Source organism: Micromonospora sp. M61 (assembly GCF_018070245.1).
GTDB classification, from domain to species: domain Bacteria; phylum Actinomycetota; class Actinomycetes; order Mycobacteriales; family Micromonosporaceae; genus Micromonospora; species Micromonospora zamorensis.
In genome coordinates this window covers 94,831-113,113 of the sequence record NZ_JAGPYA010000008.1, presented here as the reverse complement: position 1 = coordinate 113,113, position 18,283 = coordinate 94,831, and the positions used below count along the sequence as shown (strand labels likewise).

At 70.5% G+C, this 18,283-nt stretch carries 14 protein-coding genes and 1 pseudogene; 13 read left to right on the top strand and 2 right to left on the bottom strand.

Features of this window, described 5'->3' with window-relative positions:
* The first annotated feature begins 159 nt into the window (after positions 1–159).
* Positions 160–2,187 (top strand): BTAD domain-containing putative transcriptional regulator, encoded by a 2,028-nt coding sequence (locus KBX34_RS07225; RefSeq protein WP_210923976.1) that lies wholly within the window; start codon positions 160–162, stop codon positions 2,185–2,187.
* A 20-nt stretch (positions 2,188–2,207) separates the two neighbouring features.
* Here the strand turns inward: KBX34_RS07225 and KBX34_RS07220 are convergent, their stop codons facing one another.
* Complete coding sequence (locus KBX34_RS07220) at positions 2,208–3,050, bottom strand: PfkB family carbohydrate kinase (RefSeq protein WP_210923974.1); 843 nt, start codon at positions 3,048–3,050, stop codon at positions 2,208–2,210.
* A 174-nt stretch (positions 3,051–3,224) separates the two neighbouring features.
* Here KBX34_RS07220 and KBX34_RS07215 point away from each other — a divergent pair, with 174 nt between their 5' ends.
* The 12 genes and pseudogenes from KBX34_RS07215 to KBX34_RS34390 form a co-directional block, all read left to right on the top strand.
* The gene (locus KBX34_RS07215; RefSeq protein ID WP_210923972.1) at positions 3,225–3,917 is read left to right on the top strand and encodes an HAD family phosphatase; all 693 of its coding nucleotides are present in this window, start codon (positions 3,225–3,227) and stop codon (positions 3,915–3,917) included.
* A 17-nt stretch (positions 3,918–3,934) separates the two neighbouring features.
* Entirely contained in the window at positions 3,935–5,227 is a 1,293-nt protein-coding gene (locus KBX34_RS07210) for an aspartate aminotransferase family protein (protein WP_210923970.1), read from the top strand.
* A 5-nt stretch (positions 5,228–5,232) separates the two neighbouring features.
* Positions 5,233–6,141, top strand: a complete 909-nt coding sequence (locus KBX34_RS07205; protein WP_210923969.1) for an inositol monophosphatase family protein — start codon at positions 5,233–5,235, stop codon at positions 6,139–6,141.
* The gene (locus KBX34_RS07200; protein ID WP_210923967.1) at positions 6,138–7,325 is read left to right on the top strand and encodes a phosphotransferase; all 1,188 of its coding nucleotides are present in this window, start codon (positions 6,138–6,140) and stop codon (positions 7,323–7,325) included. The genes KBX34_RS07205 and KBX34_RS07200 overlap by 4 nt, the downstream gene beginning before the upstream one ends.
* Positions 7,326–7,362: 37 nt before the next feature.
* Positions 7,363–8,391 (top strand): zinc-binding dehydrogenase, encoded by a 1,029-nt coding sequence (locus KBX34_RS07195; protein ID WP_210923965.1) that lies wholly within the window; start codon positions 7,363–7,365, stop codon positions 8,389–8,391.
* Complete coding sequence (locus KBX34_RS07190) at positions 8,388–10,376, top strand: beta-galactosidase (protein WP_210923963.1); 1,989 nt, start codon at positions 8,388–8,390, stop codon at positions 10,374–10,376. Before KBX34_RS07195 ends, KBX34_RS07190 begins: the two co-directional genes overlap by 4 nt.
* Before the next feature lie 366 nt (positions 10,377–10,742).
* Positions 10,743–11,567: a ParB/RepB/Spo0J family partition protein gene (locus KBX34_RS07185; protein WP_210923961.1), complete on the top strand. Its 825-nt coding sequence runs from the start codon at positions 10,743–10,745 to the stop codon at positions 11,565–11,567.
* Positions 11,568–11,611: 44 nt separating this feature from the next.
* On the top strand, positions 11,612–12,280 hold the full coding sequence (locus tag KBX34_RS07180; RefSeq protein WP_210923959.1) for a hypothetical protein: 669 nt from the start codon (positions 11,612–11,614) through the stop codon (positions 12,278–12,280).
* A 33-nt stretch (positions 12,281–12,313) separates the two neighbouring features.
* Complete coding sequence (locus KBX34_RS07175; RefSeq protein WP_210923957.1) at positions 12,314–13,165, top strand: glycosyltransferase family 8 protein; 852 nt, start codon at positions 12,314–12,316, stop codon at positions 13,163–13,165.
* 181 nt (positions 13,166–13,346) lie between these two features.
* A complete protein-coding gene (locus KBX34_RS07170; protein WP_210923950.1) occupies positions 13,347–14,831 on the top strand; it encodes a thiamine pyrophosphate-dependent enzyme in 1,485 nt (494 codons plus the stop codon).
* Positions 14,832–15,312: 481 nt separating this feature from the next.
* The gene (locus tag KBX34_RS07165; RefSeq protein ID WP_282102584.1) at positions 15,313–16,371 is read left to right on the top strand and encodes a Gfo/Idh/MocA family protein; all 1,059 of its coding nucleotides are present in this window, start codon (positions 15,313–15,315) and stop codon (positions 16,369–16,371) included.
* Positions 16,368–17,180, top strand: a pseudogene (locus KBX34_RS34390) (NAD-dependent epimerase/dehydratase family protein); the annotation flags it as partial. The gene KBX34_RS07165 and the pseudogene KBX34_RS34390, both read left to right, overlap by 4 nt.
* Before the next feature lie 59 nt (positions 17,181–17,239).
* On the opposite strand, the gene KBX34_RS34385 reads toward KBX34_RS34390, so the two are convergent.
* Complete coding sequence (locus KBX34_RS34385) at positions 17,240–18,043, bottom strand: hypothetical protein (protein WP_374223664.1); 804 nt, start codon at positions 18,041–18,043, stop codon at positions 17,240–17,242.
* Positions 18,044–18,283 lie beyond the last annotated feature (240 nt).

The following is an 18,283-nucleotide window of genomic DNA, read 5'->3' as shown; positions in this document are numbered from 1 at the left end:
CGGAATACCATGCAACAGGTTCCGTGCAGGGACGGCGGAAATCACCTGGCCCGCAAATCTTCCGATTGAGACAGGGGCCGCACCATGACCGATATCCCGTCGCCGACCTTCGGCGTTCTGGGACAGATGGCGGTCCGGCACGCGCATGGGGAGATTGCCATGGCCTCGGCCCGCCAGCGGGTCGTGCTCGCCGCGCTGCTGCGCTCTGCCAACACCGTGGTCACCATCGACCAGTTGGCCGACCTGCTCTGGAACGGACGCCAGACCAGCGGGGCCACCTCCACCGTCTACAGCTACGTGATGCGGCTGCGGCGCACGCTCGGCTCTGCGCTGGGCGCGCGAATCCGCACCAACACCGGCGGCTACCTGCTGACCGTCGCCCCCGAGGAGGTCGACGTCGGGCTGTTCCACCAGCACCGGGCGGCCGGCAAGCGGGCTCTTGACGAGCAGCGCTGGGCCGACGCGGCCGCCGAGTTCGCCGGCGCGGCGCGCCTCTGGCGGGGTGAGCCGTACGCCGACGTGCCGGCCGAGGCGCTGCGCTGCGACGAGGCCGAGCGGCTGCGCGAGCAGTGGCTGACCGTCCGGGAGTGGCAGAACGAGGCTGAGCTTCGCCTGGGCCGTCATGACGAGGTGATCGCGCGGCTGCGAGGGCTGGTGGCCGAGCACCCGCTGCGTGAGCCGTTCACCGAGCAGATGATGCACGCGCTGTCGCAGGCCGGTCGGCCGGCCGAGGCGGTGGTCGTCTACGAGTCCGCCCGGCACAACCTGATCGGTCAGATCGGCCTCGGGCCCGGTCCGGAACTCAAGAGCCGACTCGACGCGATCTTGGGTTCGTGGTCGGATTCCGACCGCGACTGGGACCTCGTACGGGCACCGGCCCGCGCCCCGACGCCGGCGCAGCTCCCCGCCGACCTGCCCGACTTCACCGGCCGGGAGTCCACCGCCGCCGAACTGCGCGCCCTGGTGACGGCCGGCGCGCGACGGGAGACGGTCACCGTCGTGACGATCACCGGTGCGGCCGGCACCGGCAAGACCGCGCTCGCCCTGCGCGTCGCGCACCTGGTGCGTCGCGCCTTCGGTGGCGGGCAACTGTTCGTGGACCTCGGCGGCAGCAGCGACCGACCGCTGGGTACGGGTGAGGCGCTGGCCCGGTTCCTGCGTGCCGTCGGCGTACCGGCGTCCGCGGTACCCGAAGCGGTGGACGAATGTGCCGCACTGCTGCGGAGCGCGCTGGCCGGCCGTCAGGTCCTGCTCCTGCTCGATGACGCCGCCGACGCCGATCAGGTCCGTGCTCTGCTGCCCGGCGCCGGCACGTGCGCGGTGATCGTGACCGCCCGGAGCCGGCTGACCCGGGTTCCCGGGGATCACCATTTCGCCTTGGACGCGCTGCACCCCGAGGAGTCCCGCGCCCTGTTCACGCGGCTCGTGGGCCGGGACCGGGTGCACGCGGAGCAGCGCGACGCCGCCGCCGTGGTGGCGGCGTGCGACGGGCTCCCCCTCGCACTGCGGCTGGTCGGCGCGCGGATCACCGGTCATCCGGGCCGTCGGATCGCCACCCTCGCTCGGCGGTTGCGCGACGAATCGCAACGCCTGACCGAGCTCCGGTCGGGCAACGACGGGGTCGCCACACGGATCGACGCCAGCCTGGCGCGCCTGCCCAGCGGCGGCCCGGTCGACCCGGGCACCCTCTTCGCGCTGCTCGGGACCGTCGCGATGCCGGACCTCGGCCCGGACGCCTGCGGCGCCCTGGCCGGGGCGAGTGTCCAGGACACCGAGGCTGCGCTGGACCTGCTGGTCGACCTGCACCTGGTGGAGCTCGACCCGGTGGGCCGCTACGGGCTGCGTGAACTGCCGCGGCTCCGCGCCACCGAGCTGGCGTGGCGACGCCCGGCCGTCGTTCGGACGCAGGCGTGCGAGCGGCTGGTGCGGTGGTACCTGCGCTCGGCCGAGCAGGCCGACCGAATGCTCGCCCCCCACGGCGTCCATTCCGGCTGGCCGGCTCCGTCGCCGTCCGACCGAGGGGCGGCGGCGCGGTGGTACGAACAGGAGCGCTACTGCCTGCCGTACGCCGCTCGGGCCGCGGCCGACGGCGGCCTCGACGCGGAGGACCGGCGGCTGACGACTCTGATCGAGCGACACCTCACGGCCGCGCCCACGCGCCGCTTCGGTGACTACGCCGTGGCCTGACCGGCCGGCGCCGGCGGGACTCATCCTCGCATCCGGAGGGCGGCCACCGACGTGCCCGCGCCGTACGGCCCAGTGCCGGTGAGACAGGCGGAACCGCAGCGAGCGGCCAATTCCAACGCCGCCGGTACGTCGAGGTTCGCGCCGAGGCCGACGGTGAGGGCCGCGGCGAAGGTGTCTCCAACGCCGTAGGTGTCCAGGAGTGGCCCGTCGACCCGCACCGGCGGATAGACGTCGGGCGGCTCACCTGCCAGGGTGAAGGTGCCGCCATGCGCGCCGTCCGTCACCACCACCAGCCCGGGCGTCTCCGCCAGCAGCTCGGGCCGGTACCGTTCGGCGCCGTCGCGGGCGCTGCCGACCATCGCGTCGGGCCGGACCCCGGCCGCGGCCACCGTCTCCAGCTCGCGAGTGGTCACCACAAGGGACCGGGCGGCGCGGGCCGATCGGAGCACGCCCGGCGCTCCCGCTGCAAAGAAGACCGCGTCGAATCCGGCCAGGTCGTCCCAGGGAAGCGGGTCCTGCGCCTCAGGGTGCAACCGGGGCCCGAGCGTCACCGTCGTCCGCTCCCGCGTCGCGTCCACGAGGCTGACCGCCGTACGGGTGGGCGCGGTCCGGGTCACGGCCAGCACCTCGACGCCGCGGCCCTTCAGCGCCGACCGTGATCGTTCGCCCGCCTCGTCGTCGCCGAGCGCGGTGAAGAAGACGCATCCGCCGGTGAGCTCGGCCATCCGCACCGCAGCGACCGCGCCGCCGCCGGCCGGTCCCTCCCAGGTGACGGCCGCGTGCACGACCTCGCCGCGGTGCGGCACCCGGCCGAGCTCGGCGATCGTCGTCCATTCCACATGGCCGATCACTGCCACCCGCATTGCTGACTCCTCACGTCGTGGCACCACCGTCGTGGCACCCACCCTCGACGACCCCCCTGGCACCGGGCTGACAGCGCAACCAGCCCGCTGCCAGGCCGATGCCAGACCGGGGTGGTTGTCTGCCCTGGACAGCCGACCGCTGCGATCGCCGCAGACACAGAAGGAGCCAGCCGCGTGGCACTACTCACCCGGGAGCGTCGAGCGCACCGCACCCGTGCCCGAGCGGTCTTCTTCGACTTCGACGGCACGCTGTGGGACCCGGAGGGGCTCATCTTCCAGGCGCACGCCGAGATCTTCGCCGAGGCCGGTGCGTCGCTCGGCCACGACCTGTGGACCCGGGCCGTCGGCCGGATCGGCGCCGACATCTGGAGTCATCTCGACCTCCTCACCAGCGGGCCGATCGACCGGGCGACGCTGGACCGGCGGCTCGAACGCCGGCTCGACCAACTGCTGGTGACCATTCAGGCACGGCCCGGTGTGCCGCACATGCTCGCCGAGGTGGACGCGCTCGGCCTGCCGCGCGGGATCGTCAGCAACAGCCCGCGCGCCTGGGTGGAGCGCTACAGCCGGCAGTGCGGCGTCGCTGACGGCTGGCGCACGATCCGGTGCGCCGACGCCGACCGACGCCTCGCCAAGCCGGAACCGGCGCTTTACCTGGCGGCGCTCCACGACCTCGGTGTCGCGGCCGAGGAGGCGATCGCCTTCGAGGACACGCCGAGCGGCGTGCACGCCGCCAAGGCGGCCGGGATCAGGTGCGTCGCGGTGCCCAACCCGGTCACCTCGTCGCTCGACCTGAGCGCGGCGGACCTGCGATTCGAGTCGTTCGAACAGCTCCGCCTCACGCGGGTGCTGGAAATACTCGTCTGACCCATGACGGAGGAAACATGACCATCCACGCGGAACCGACCAGCATGCTCGGTGGCGACGACCCTCTGTCGGGCTATTACTACCGCCCGGACCGGCTCAAGTTCGTCCGCGGTGAGGGCGTGTGGGCATACACCGACGATGGGCAACGCTTCCTCGACTGCTCTGCGGGCACCTTCAACCTGTCCCTCGGCTACTCCCATCCGGAGATCGTCCAGGTGATCCAGGAACAGGCGCCGAACCTGATCCACGTCACGTCCAAGTTCCAGACCGACGCGTTGAACGACCTGGTACGCGGCCTGACCGAGGTGGCGCCGCCCGGGCTGGCGAAGGTGCACCTGAAGTCGGCCAGCGGCTCGGACGCCAACGAGGGCGCGATCAAGATCGCACAGCACGTGACCGGCAAGTCGGACGTGGTCAGCCTCTTCCGCGGCCACCTCGGACAGACCATTGCCATGACAGCGGCCTCCGGCGCGGCGTTCCGGCGGGCACCGTTCACCTTCCAACTGCCCGGCGTGGTGCACGTGCCGGACCCGTACTGCCTCCGCTGCTTCTACAAGCAGGAGTATCCGAGCTGCAACCTCCTGTGCGCCGAGCGGATCAGCGACTTCATCGACTACGCCAGTTCCGGCAAGGTGGCGGCGATCATCGTCGAGCCGATCTCCGGCAACGGCGGCAACATCGTGGTGCCGGACGGATACCTCCAGGTGCTGCGCCGGCTCTGTGACGAGCGCGGCATCGCGCTGATCTTCGACGAGATCCAGACCGGCTTCGGTCGAACCGGTCACATGTTCGCGGCCGATCACTTCGGCGTCTCGCCACACATGCTGACCTTCGGCAAAGGGCTCGGCGGATCGGGCATGCCGATCGCCGGGATCCTGACCGAGGAGCGGTTCTCCGGCCTCACCGCCCATCACATCAACTCCACCTTCGGCGGTAACGTGCTGGCCGCGACGGCGGCCGCGCGGACGCTGCAGATCATCCGCCGACCCGGCTTCCTGGAGCATGTCCGCGCGGTGGGCGCGCACATCCGGGCCCGGTTGGAGGATCTGGCGGCCAAGGTCGGCTTCGTCCGCGAGGTACGCGGGCTGGGCCTGATGCTGGGCATGGAGATCACCGACGCGGACGGCCGGCCGGACTCAAAACTGACCAACCACCTCGCCGAGGAGGGCATGGCGCACGGGCTGCTGCTGCGCACATCCCTCTACGGGTACGGCAACGTGCTAAAGGTCCGACCCGCGTTGATCATCAGCTTTGCCGAGGCCGACGAGATGTGCGACCGCCTCACCCAACTCTTCCTCTCGGTGCGGTGAACGTCATGCGTGAACTGCTGCTGGGTTTGGCGCAGCACATCAGAGACACCGTCGTAGCCAGCCGCAGCAGAGTCGGCCGACACTACGTGAGCGGTGCGGCACAGGGTGGTGACGCGGAGTTCCCCGTCGACGTCGTCGCCGAGCAGGCCGCCGCCGACTTCCTGCGGCGCGCGGGACAGCCGGTCGCCTGCTACACCGAGAGCGCCGGTCTGACAGTGATCGGGGACGAGCCGCGGCATGTGCTGATCATCGATCCGATCGACGGCACCCGCGCCGCGGCGGCCGACCTGGAGATGGCGTGTGTGTCCATCGCCGCGGCGCCGTACCCCGGCACTCCGACCATCGGCGACATCACGCACGCGGTGCTCGTCGAGGTCAAGAGCGGCAACTGGTTGTACGCCGACGAGAACGGCACCGCCGTTGAGTCCGGCGGGTACCCCGATCCGGTGCCGCGGTTGAGCGACACCAGCGAGTTGGAGCGGATGTTCTGGTCGCTGGAATTCAACGGGCATCCTGCCCGGATGATGGTTGACGCGTACGGGCACCTCATCGACGCCTCCGCCAACCGCGGCGCGGTCTACGTCTTCAACTCAGCGTCGTTCTCGCTCTCCCGCATCGTGACCGGGCAGATGGACGCGTACGTCGACATCGGCAACCGCATCCTGCGCGACCGCCCGGAGTCGGAGACCGAGTTCCGCCGGGTCGGGCACGGCAACATCCTGCACCTCTTCCCGTACGACATCGCGGCCGCCGTCTTCATCGCCGAACGGGCCGGTGTGGTGGTGACCGACGCCTACGGCAAGTCCCTGCATGACACGGTGCTGCTGGACATCGGCCCACTCAACCAACAGTCCTGCATCGCCGCGTCCACGTCCCGCCTCCACGAACTCATCCTGGCGAGCATCCGGTGGTGACCGTCGACGCGCCGGAGGCGTGCCGCGACACCGCCGCGCAGTGGTTCGGCGTCTCCGTCGGCGCGGAGATCCTGGAGGGCGGCTCGTCGGCCCGGGTCTACCATGCGCGCCGGTCGGACGGCACGCCGATGGTGTTGAAGGTCGTGGCGGCGCGACCCGAAACCGTCGACGGCCACGACCTCGCCTCGTTCCGGATGAAGGAGTCGCAGATCGACCTGGCCCGCCGGCAGGCGCCGCGGCTGGGCATGCGGTATCAGCCGATCGCCGCCAGCGTGCACGGACCCGAGTGGGCGGCACAGGTCACGCCGTATTTTCCGTCGCGGGACCTTGCCGCGCCGCTGCGCGCCGGCGACAACGGCGCCTTCTTCGAGACCTACCGCATGGTGGCCACCGAGCTCCTCGAGCACGGTTACGCCGCGGCGACGGCACCGGCACCGGCGGACTACCTGAATCAGGTGGTCATCGAGCGCTTCTTCCGCCGGCTGCCGTTACTGCGGCGAGCCTTGCCGGAGCTGACCGGCGCGGAGGTGCTGATCGTCAACGGCCGCCGCTGCCGTTCGCCGATCCGCGTACTGACCGAGCTGCGCGACCGGGAGGCCGACCGGCTCGCTCGGCTCGCGCCCCGGCGGCTCGGCTTTCCCGCACACGGCGACACCAACACCCGCAACGTGTTGGTCGCCCCCGACGGCCGAGACTTCCGGCTGATCGATCCCCGCGGCTCGACCGCACCGCTGGATCCGATCTATGACATCGCCAAGGCGTTGTTCAGCCTCTCCGTGTGGGACCCCGCCCTACGGCGTGGCTGCGTGGTGCGGTCGCTCGGCGGGACGCCTCAGTCGTACCAGGCCTGCCTGCGCGACAGCGGTGAGCACCCGTACCGGGACGCTGTTCTCGCCTTCGTGCCCTTCCTCACCCAGCTGCCCGCTATGCGCGGCCTGCTCGACGATCCGGGGTGGCGCACCCGGCTGCTGCTCACCCACGACCTGCACGTGCTGTCGGAGGCCGCGTGCCGGCTCTCCGACGACAAGCTCCGGCGCGGCGCCGACGGACAGCCGGTCACGCCGGTCGAGCTGGCCGCCTACCACTACCTCGTTGGCGCGCTGCTGCTCGACGACCTCGTGGACCAGCTCACCACCGCCGACGAGCCGGACGCGGAGCGGCACCTCGCCGGTCTGCCGTCGTAGCCGTCGTGCGGATCCAGTCGACGAAAGGTAGTTCGCCGTGACCGCCACCATGCCCGCGTACACGCTTCACAGCGCCGCCTCCCACGGGACACTCACCCGGCGGCCGGTGCCGATCATCACCGAACCCGAGGACGTGCTGGTCAGGATCACGATGACCGGCATCTGCGGCACCGACCGCGCCATTTTGTTGGGCGAGGCCGCGGCGGCCCCCGGTGTCGTACTGGGGCACGAATCCGCCGGCCGGGTCGCGGCGGTCGGCGCGGCGGTGCGCAGCCTGCGCGGCGGCGACCGGGTGGTGGTGAACCCCACCTACTACTGCACGGCCTGCCCAATGTGCCGACGGGGACGCATGGCGCTCTGCCGGGCCAAGGACGGTCACGAGATCGGCGTCGACCGCGACGGCACCATGGCGCAGTACGCGCTCGTGCCGGAACGCTTCGTACACCCGATCCCGGACGAGTTGCCGGACCAGCGCGCCGCGCTGGTCGAGCCGCTGGCCTGCGTGCTGAACAACCTGCGCCGCGCGGCACCCCGCTGGGACGACACCATCCTCGTCGTCGGCGGCGGCCCGATCGGCGCCCTCTGCGCGCTGGTCCTGACCTGCCGGGGTTTCCGGGTTCAGCTGACCGAACCGGATCCGCGCCGGGCCGCCCTGGTTCGGGAGGCGCTGCCGCGCTCGGTCGAGGTCACCGCCGTCGCCGACCTCGTCCGCCCGCCGGACCTGGTGATCGATACCGTCGGCACTATGCCCGGGATCGGGATCGACCTCGTCGGCGACGGCGGCACCATCCTGGTGATGGGTGAGCGGCTGGGCAGCGTCGCCCGGATTCCGCTGCACCGGCTGGCGACCGGCGCGATCCGGCTGGTCGGCGCCGGCCCGTACGCGCCCGCCGACTTCAGGTCCGCGCTGAAGCTCGCCCCCGGCCTGCCACTGGAATCCCTGGTCAGCCACGAGATCCCGCTGGATCGGGCCGGCGAGGCCATGACCATGCTGGGCGTCCCGGACCCGGCCGACGGGTATGCCGCGCTCAAGATTCTGCTCACCATGTCGGCGGCGGACGCATGAATTCCGTGATCCGCAACGGCGTCCTGGTCATCGACGACCGACCGGACCTGCTGCTGGCCGGCGACTACCCGTACTACCGCGACCCGGCCGGGCGGTGGGCGGCCAAGCTGCGCGCGCTGCGGGCGGCCGGGCTCACCACTGTCAGCTTCTACGTTCCGTGGCGGCACCACGAGATGGCGCCGGGTCGTTTCACTTTCACCGGCCCGGGCAACCGGGACCTGGTCGGGTTCCTCGACCTGGTGCACGCGGCCGGCCTGTGGGCGCTGCCGAAGCCGGGCCCGTACGTGCACGCCGAACTCCCCCTCGGCGGACTGCCCGATCGGGTCGGACCAGCCGGGGGCACCGGTCGGGTTGCCGCGCTCTCCGCCGCCGGCGAACCGCTGTCCGCGCAGGGTTACCCGCTGCCGTCGCCGCATGATCCGGCCTTCCTGGCGGACGCCGGGCAGTGGCTGCGCGCGGTCGGCGACGTACTGCGACCCCGGATCCATCCGCACGGGCCGGTGGTTGCGGTCCAGGTGGGCAACGAGGGGTGGTTCGGGGAGACGGGGCTGGCGCCGGACGCCCTGGACTACTCAGAGCCCGGACTGGCGGCCTTCGCGCGGCGGCATCCCGGCCTCCAGCCGCCGCGCCCGAGCGCGGGGGGCGACCACGCCGAATGGGCGGCCTGGCTCAACGAGTCGCTGGCGGCCGGGCTGGACGACATCGGCGGGCGGCTCGGCCTGAACGTGCCGCTGCTGATGAACGCCGCGCCGCCACCGGGGGCGCGATCGCCCGCTCTGGATGCCTGGCTGAGTCGCGGTGGACCGACGACGGCCCGCACGGTCCACTATGGATTCACTAATTGGACCGGCGACCCCGCCGACGACGACGAGCTGACCCGGTACGTGCTGGCGGCCAAGCGCGCCCCCGGTCCTGTGCTGGAGGAGAACTGGTCGCTGACGTGGGTCGGACCCGCCTGTTCCGCGGCCTGCGTACCGATTTACCGCTCCCTGCTCGGCCTCGCCTGCGGCGCCACCGGCATCAGCGTCTACACCGCCTGCGCCACTGCCGGATGGGGCGGTCACCTCATGATGGACGCGGCGCACCGGCGGATGGTGGCCGGCGATCCGGCGCTGCTCGACCCGCCGTACGGCGAGGCAGCGCCGATAAACGTCGACGGCTCCCCCGGGCCCAGCCTGGCAGCGCTGCGGGAGTTCACCGGATTCCTGCGGGCGGCCGGGCCGGCCCTGGCCGCGAGCCGGCCGGAGGCCGACGTTGTCCTCCTCGTCCGCCCCGCCCAAGCGGCGATCACCTCGTGGGGCAACGAGACGGAACCACCCGCCGGTCGGACGATCACGCCGTTCGTCCAGCACTGTCTGCGGTACGGGGTGCCGTTCTCGATCGCGTTCGGCGAGACGGACGACGACATCGATCAGGGCCGTCCGCTGATCACCACATCGGGGCCGCTCATGCCGGCCGAACTCCAGGAATTCCTGGTGACGTACGCCCGCTGTGGGAGCCCCGTGTTGCTGCTGGGTGAGCTGCCGGAGGCCGACGAGCGAGGTGCCCGCTGCACCCGCCTGGCCGACGCGGCCCACGCCGGGCTGCCGATCACCGTCGCCGCCGACGCCCGTACGGCACTGGTTGCCTGGCCCCACACGGCGCCGCGGGCCGACCGGCCTGGCGACGGCGTTCTCCAGTTGCGCCGCGTGAACCCCGCCGGTGACGTGTTCGTCTTCCTGTTCCACAGGCCCGTTCCCGGCGCCGGCGACGATCCGGTGCCGGTGAGGACGACAGTCATGGGCAGGCCACTGCGGACCACGCTGGTGCCGGGCGGCTGCGCGGTCGTGCACTGCCGCGACGGGCGGCTGACCGGTGCCTACGTCAAGGGTCACAACGAGTTGTCGGGTATCAGGATCACCGTCGATGTCACCTTCGCCGACGATCAGCTCACGTCGAGTGAAGCCGGTGATCTCGTGGCGCACCCCCGGAAGTCCGACCGATGACAGCAGCTCTCGGCCTGCCAAGATCGCACTTTCGAATCTAGTTTCCCTGCGGCACACAATCCCGTCCGATCCCGGCCCCCTGCGCACCCGACGGCACGCCGCACCCAACCGGCGAGCGGCGACCGGCGCCCGGGCCGGGCCTGGGGATCTCGCCGCCCACCGGCACCCCGCATCCGTGCTTCAGCAACGGCATCCACCCCGTTAAACCCTCGAACTTGGCATTGGATGTACAACCATCCATACCGCGCATTCCTCGCGCGGCCGTGGCCAACGAAACCATCAGGTTGTAGAAATGCCATGAAGGTCGATCGGTTGAGACGAACTTCTGCACACGGGGGGATGATTGTGGGTGTCAAGTTTCGCTCGGTGGAGGACCTGCCACTGGAGCGGTTGGAGATCAGCACTCGGCAGGCCCGCACCCGGGCGGTCGATGAGGGCCTGGATGATCTCGTGGAGAGCATCCGGGTGAACAACCAGTTGGAGCCGATCGTCGTCGCACCGATCGACGGCATGACGGATCGGTACGAGATCATCATCGGGCAACGCCGTTTCCTCGCCCACCAACGTCTCAACCGCCGGACGATCAACGCCGCCATCCTGGAGCGAGCGGTCGACGAGATTTCCGCCAAGGTCCTCTCGCTCAGCGAGAACCTGATCCGGCGCAACATGAGCCAGCTGGATCTCATTGACGTCTGCACCGCCCTCTACCACAAGTACGGCTCGATGAAGGCCGCAGCGGACGAGCTCGGGTTGCCGTATCACCAGGTTCGCTCGTACGTGAAGTACGAGCGGCTGGACCCGGAACTGAAGACGCTGGTCGACCAGGGCGACATCGATGTGAAGACCGCCCTGCGGGTGGAAGACGCGGTCAAGGACGTGGCCCGGGAGCGGGTGGACCTCAAGGCGATCGCCTCTCAGCTCGCCGGGCTGACCCGGGCCGAGCAGATCCACCGGCTGCGATCGATGAAGCAGCTGAAGAGCAATCCACGCACCGGTCTGCACCCGATCGGCGTGCCGGCGCGCGGAGCCGAGGGGGTCCGGCAGGTCGTCGTCACGCTGCCAGCGGCGGATCATCGGCAGATGCGTACGTGGGCGCGCAACAAGGGGATGACCCAGGACCAGGCGGCGGCCCAGATCATCGGTTCCTTCCTGTCCCGGCAGCGCGATAGGTCCGGAGTGGACTTCGCCTAGATCCGCTGCTCCGCGATCGCTCCCCCGAGGAAGGCCAGCCACCGGTGCACCGACCGAACCGCCATGTCGTCACGTACGCGGTATCCGAAGCAGATGCCGGCCCCACCGCGGTGTCCGCCACCTCGCTCCTGGAGAACAGCCCGTCCGACGACTTCCACTTCGCCGTACTCGATCTGGGGCTACGGCCGGAGACCAAGCAGAGCCTGTCGGCGTTGCTCGGCCACGGCCGCCTGGAATTCCTTGACCCCGCGGCCGGTGCGCCGCTCCCGCCCGGGGAACTGGGCGTGGCCGTCCTGCTCTCCGAGATGCTGGCGGAGGCGCACCACCGGATCATTCATCTGGCCTGCGCCACCCTCGTCGTCGGCGATCTGTCGCCGCTCATCTCGATCGACCTGGACGGCTGCCCGGTGGCCGGCGCGCCACGCTTCGCTCAACCCGGCTCCGGCGACATCCCGAGCATCGACCCCGGCGTGCTGGTGATCGACACCAGGACGCTCACCGAGGACCAGCTCGACCGCCGCGGCGTGCCGCCCCGCTGGAAGCGGCTTGGTCTCGAGTGGCACTTCCCCGTCCTCGACGTGTTGCGCCGGGAATGGAACGGGCCGCTACCGGTCGTCTACCGCTTCGGCGACCCGCACCACCTACCCGACATGCGGGTGATGTACGACGAGTACCGCCGGCGGTGCATCGCCGCCGGCGGTCCCACGTTCTGAACATTCCGGTTCGGCGGACCAGGGAGAATTCCCGTGGCGACAACCGACAGCGTGGCCCTGGTGTGGGCCACGGACGACAACTACGCCCTACCTGCGGCGATCTCTGGCCGGTCGCTGCTGGCGAACCTCCCGGATACCGTGCGACCCGCAATGTACGTGGTCGACATTGGCATCTCCGCACTGTCGCGGGAGCTCATCGCCGCCTCGTGGTCGTCCGCCGCCACCGTCGAGTTCCTTCCGGTGAACGAGGTGCTCCTGCGGGATCTGCCCTCTACCCGGTGCGAGAACAGAGAGTTCCCGCCGACGGTGTTCGCGTACCTGCTCGCCCCCGGCCTGTTGGCCGGGCGGCACCGGCGGATGCTCTACCTGGACGCGGACACCCTTGTGGTCGGCGATGTGCGGCCGCTCGCCGAGGCCCCACTCGGGGAGCATGCGTTCGGAGCGGTGCGCGACTGGGACTTCGGGGCACCGGCGCAGATATTTGGCAAGCGGCACGCCGGACGGCAACTGAATGCGGGGGTCCTGGTCATCGACCTGGAGCGCTGGAACGCCATCGACGCTACCCGGCGCGTCTTCGACTTCGCCCGCAGCCGCACCGACCTCCTATTGCCTGACCAGGACTCGCTCAACGTCGCGCTCGGTGATCATTGGCGGGAGTTGAGCTACGAGTGGAATTTCCAGGTCGCACGGACGGTGGTCCGTGAGTACCGGGGACTTGCGCCCCAGATCCTGCACTACGGCGGGGCCCGCAAGCCCTGGCTTGGTCGCTGCGCCCTCCCCCACTACTTCCGGCTCTACCAGGGGTACGCCCGGATGACCGCTTTCGATGCCACGACCATGCCGGACCGCGCCTATCCGGGCTGGTGGGAGGACGACGGCCGGTGAGCGCCGGCCGTCGGTCCCGGTGAATTCCATTCTCGAGCGTCGAACTTCTCTAGTTTCACACTCCCGGAATGCGCACTGCCAAATGCAGCGGTGGTAGCGTCGGAAGTCGGTGAACATCACTATGTAGGGAGCCGACGTGAGCCATTGCCAAGGTGCCTGCGATTGCAAATCGGTTTCCGCGATGCTTGCGAAACACGGCGTCGAACACTGTTTCGCGGTGCCGGGGGCGCCAATCACACACGTGGCCGACACCGCGGCGGAAGCATTGCTCGGCTTCGAATGGTCGGTGAACGAAAAAGTCGCGGTGGAGAACGCCCTGGGCCTGTCCTTCGTCGGCCGACGCAGCGTGGTGATGTGCAAACAGAATGGCCTCAACGTGGCGTTCGATCCGCTGCTGAACGCGGCGGTGCACTCGATCGGAGCGGCGATCGTGCTGATCGTGGCCGATGATCTTGACTGCTCCCGTTCCACCGCGATGCAGGACAGCCGCGACCTCGCGGAGATCCTGCGCATCCCGCTGATCGAACCGACCCTCGACGGCGATCTGGAGCACTGTATCGGCACCGCCGTTCGCCTCTCCGAGGCCGAATCGGTGCCGGTCATCCTGCGGTTGACCGGCACCGTGCCGACCGGCGCGGGCGGCGGCTCCGAGCCGGTGGGCGACACTATCTCCGGCGATCGGCCGACGCTCGACCCGGCGGTCGCCCAGCGGCTCACCAAACTGGGCCGGACACAGCACCGCCGCCTGCGCCAGCACTCCACCAACTCACCCGTGCCGGGCGCCGAACCGGTGCTCGCCTGCGCCGCGCCGCACGACGTAGGACTGATTTGTTTCGGCCGTTCGGAGGCCGAGGTGCCGGACGGCGCGTGCCGACTGACGCTACGCCGGCTCGGTGGCGACCGGAACGAGAAAGAGATCACGCGGTTCATCGAGGAGCACACCCGCATCGTCGTCCTGGAGAGCCCGCTGCCGCATCTGGAACGGCGAATCCGTGAGCAGGTCCCCGCCGGTCACCAGGCGATCGGACGGATCAGCGGGCACCTCCCGCCGGAGGGACCGATCAGAGCGGGGGCTGTCACCCGTGCGCTCGCCGAGGGCCCCGCCGAGTGGCAGACCGTGCAGGCCAAAAACCGCAAGGACTCCACTTACCCACCATTCCACCCGGTGTTTGCGGCGATCGCCGATCTCCGCCGGACCGGAGTGTTCGTCGCAACCGACGTCGGGTCGTCGGTCAACCTCTGCTACGCACCGTACGAGGCCTCGGACGCCGCTGTTTGCCTGGGCTCGGCGGTCTCAGTGGCTGGCGGCGCAGCCCGCGGTGAGGCGGCCACAGTGGCGGTCATCGGCGACTACGCTCTGCTCCACACCGGACTGCAGGGCTTGCTCGACGTGGCGGTGCGGCGCGTTCCGGTGGTCGTCGTCGTCCTGGTCAACGGCACCCAGGACAAGACCGGAGGCCAGCCCTTGGCGCCCGGCGCGGACCGCCCGGACACCGCGGACGCGCTGGTCGCTCGCCTGGTCCGGGCGGTCGGCCCGGACCTGCCGGTGGATCGACTGGACTGCGCGGCGACCACGACGGCGGCCGCCGTCGCGCAGCTCAACTCCCGCCTGGCAGACGCTCCCGGCGTGGTCTTGGTCCGGGCGTCCACGCCCGCCCACACCTGACCTATCGCCATCCGATTGTTCGACAGTTGACGCGAGACGCCGAACCACCGTGCCAATCAATGCCATTGACATTGATGGTTGCTGAACTGATACCGTCCACCTCCGGCCCAGAAATGGCGCGACATCGCGGGCCGACGGTTTCGACTCGGACGGTCGGGCCACTTCTGAAAGAAGGCAGAAAACCGTGGGAAAAGCCTGGAGCAACAGGGTGACGCTGCGCCGGATAACGTCCGCCGAAAAAGCCGTCCGCGCCGACGAAATTGTGCTGCAGGGATATCGGTATCGGGATTCGATGCGAGCACGCTCTTTCGAGCCGATTAGCGGCCCGCTCGGAGAGCCGCCGGAAATGGCACTGACACCGCCGGAGCACGCTCCGCCGGTTACCGGACAGGCGCGGAAGGCGGCCGCCGTGGTCACGCGCGCCGGGTTCACCGCAGGACCGGCGGCGGTCCCGGCCGTCGCGGGCTGGTAGGCGCCGGCCATGCGCGTCGCCGTGGTGGGAGCCGGACGGATGGCGGAGATCCGCGCAGGCGCGTTGGCCGCCATCGACGGCGTGGAGCTGTGCGGGATCGCCGCCCGACGCCGCAGCCGGGCCGAGGAGTTCGCCGCCCGCTTCCGCATCCCCGTCAGCACCGACGATTACCGTGAGCTGGCGTCCACCGCCCCGGACGCGCTGCTCGCCGAGGTGCCGCACCGGCTGCAGGACGACGTGGTCCGCTGGGCGCTGCGGTCGGGAATGCACGTGCTGGCCGGCGGCAGTCTCGCGGCGACCCGTCCTGCCGCCCGGGAGATCGCCGCGCTCGCGGCCGAGTACGGGCTGGTCGTCGAGGCCGGTTACGAGGCCCGGTACAAGCGCGTCTGGCACGCCGCCGCGGAGATGATCCACTCGGGCGCCCTCGGCGAGCTGCTCGCCGTGCAGACCATCGCGTTGGTGGACCAGGATCCGCACTCCTGGTACTACGACGAGGCAGCCAGCGGTGGCATGTTCGTCACGCATTTGAGCTACGCGTTCCTCAATCCGCTGCGCTGGATTCTCGACACACCCGAGACCGTCGCGGCGATCGCCAACCGCAAGGCGTTGACGCGGGCGGGCGCGGTGCGACACGAGATCTGCGCCGTCCTGCTCACCTTCCCCGGCGACGTGGTCTGCTCGATGACCGCCGGCTACGTGCGGCCGCCGGGAATGGAAGCCTGGGATGTCCGCATCCTCGGCACCGACGGGGCCCTGGACCTACGGCCCGGTGATCTGGAGCCGGGCAGCCTGCGCCACCATCCGCAGCGCGGCCCGTCGGTGACCCGCGACTTCGCCCCCAATGACGCCTTCGCGCGACAGGCAGCGGCCTTCGTGGCGGCCTGCCGCGGAACCGCCCGGGTGCGCAACCCGGCCGAGGACGCCCTCATCGACATCGAACTGTGTCACCTCCTCGCCGCGTCGGCGGACGAGGGTGGCATGCGGCTCAGCACGACGGCGATCACCGCCCCCGACGGCGCGGTGGCGATGAACGCCAGCGGGTACCGGCACCGAAGGAGACCGTCATGACAGTGCAGGAACACGCACCCGGCACCGACCTGGCCCGGAGCGGGCCCCGCGAACCTCGGCGAGTCGTCGTCACCGGAGCCGGCGGCTACCTCGGCTCCGTACTGGTACCCCGGCTGCTGTCCGCCAGCCACCGGGTGGTGGCGGTGGACCGGTTCTACTTCGGTCGCGAAGCCCTCGCCACCGTGGAGGGCAACGATAACCTGCGGATCGTGGAGAGCGACGTCCGGGACCTGCCGGACAGCGCGCTGACCGGCATGAACGTCGGGATCTGCCTCGCCGCGCTCAGCAACGACCCGGCCGGCGCCATCGACGAATCGTGGACCGAGTCGGTGAACGTAGATGCTGCCGTTGCGTTCGCCCGGCTCGCCAAGGGACACGGAGCGCACCTGTTCCTGTTCGCATCCTCGTGCAGCGTGTACGGGATGAACGACGCCAAGTTTCTGAACGAGGGCGCCGAGGTCGCGCCGCTCACGGCGTACGCCCGGTCGAAGGTCGCTGCGGAGCAGGCGATCGCCGCCGAGGCCGGACCCAGGTTTCGGACCGTCTCCCTGCGCATGGGCACCCTGTTCGGTGCGTCCCCACGCATGCGCTACGACCTGATGATCAACGCGATGACCGCCTCCGCGGTGCTGCACCAGAAGGTGCACGTGGACGGCGACGGCCGCCAGCGTCGACCGCTGCTGCACGTGGCGGACGCAGCGGACGCCTACGTCCGGTTGGTGAACGATCCCGACGCGGTGTCCGCCGACGCCGCCGTCTACAACATGGTCAGCATCAACGCCTCGGTCCGGGAGATCGCCGAAGAGGTGGCCGAGCGCGTCCCCGGGGCGGAGCTGACCAGCGCCGGCACGCTCCTCGACACCCGAGACTACGCAGCCGACGCCTCCGCGCTGCGCCGCGACACCGGCATCGTCGCCGGTCGCCAGCCCGCAGAAGGCATCCAGGAGATCTTGAACTCGGCGACCGAGGACGGTCTGACCCCGGCCGACGTGACGAGAGCCAACACCGTCCGCACTCTGCTGGCGCAGGCGCGCAAGCCGGCGGCGGAGGGCGGCGAGCCGGTCCGGCGCCACTTCCTGCCGCTGGCCACGGCGGACATCGGCCAGGCCGAGGAGGCCGAGGTCGTCGAGACGCTCCGTTCGGGGTGGCTGACAACCGGCCCCCGGACCAAGCGCAGCCCGTCGCTGGGGCGGGCTTGGCGGGCGACGATCGCGGCGACCTGCTCGGCGGTGGCATGCGGTCGCTCAGCGCGGATGCCTTTCGGGATGCGGACTCCCCGGCACGGGTTGAACGGAACGCGTCGGTCTTCGACGGCCTCTTGCAGGACCATCGACAGGACCATGATCACGTCGGCGACGGATCGTGGTGAGAGGCGCTTGCCGAGGGCGACGGCGAGGGTTTTGACGTGTTGGCGGCGGATGTCGACCAGGGGCAGCGGGCCGAGGGCGGGCAGGATGTGCAGCCGTAGGTGACTGCGATAGGCCGCCCAGGTGGCAGGGCCCGCTTGGTGAGTCGTTTCCCAGATCGGAACCCAGTCGGCGAGGGGGATGCGTCCGCCGCGGGGGTCGATGTAGGTGTCGCGGGCCGCCTCGACGTCGATTTCCTTGGCCCGTAGGGCGGCGTCGACGCGCAGTTCGTGGGATGAGTCGGTGGTGACGGTGCCGTCGGGCATGCGCAGGCGTACGCGGAACCGGGCGCCGCGCTTTCTACCCAGGCCATGGTGTGGTCTCCGTCCGGTTGGTGTCGGGTGCGGGGGTGATTGACGCGTGGCTGTCGGGGTTAGGCAAGTCGCCGGTGGGGCGTCGGTGGCGGCGGCCGGCGCGTCGGCGCAGCCATGACTCCGGTACGCGTAGTCGGGCGGCGGCCTCGGCTGGGGTGTAGAGCTGCGGGTCCTGCTCGTCGTGGCCCGCTG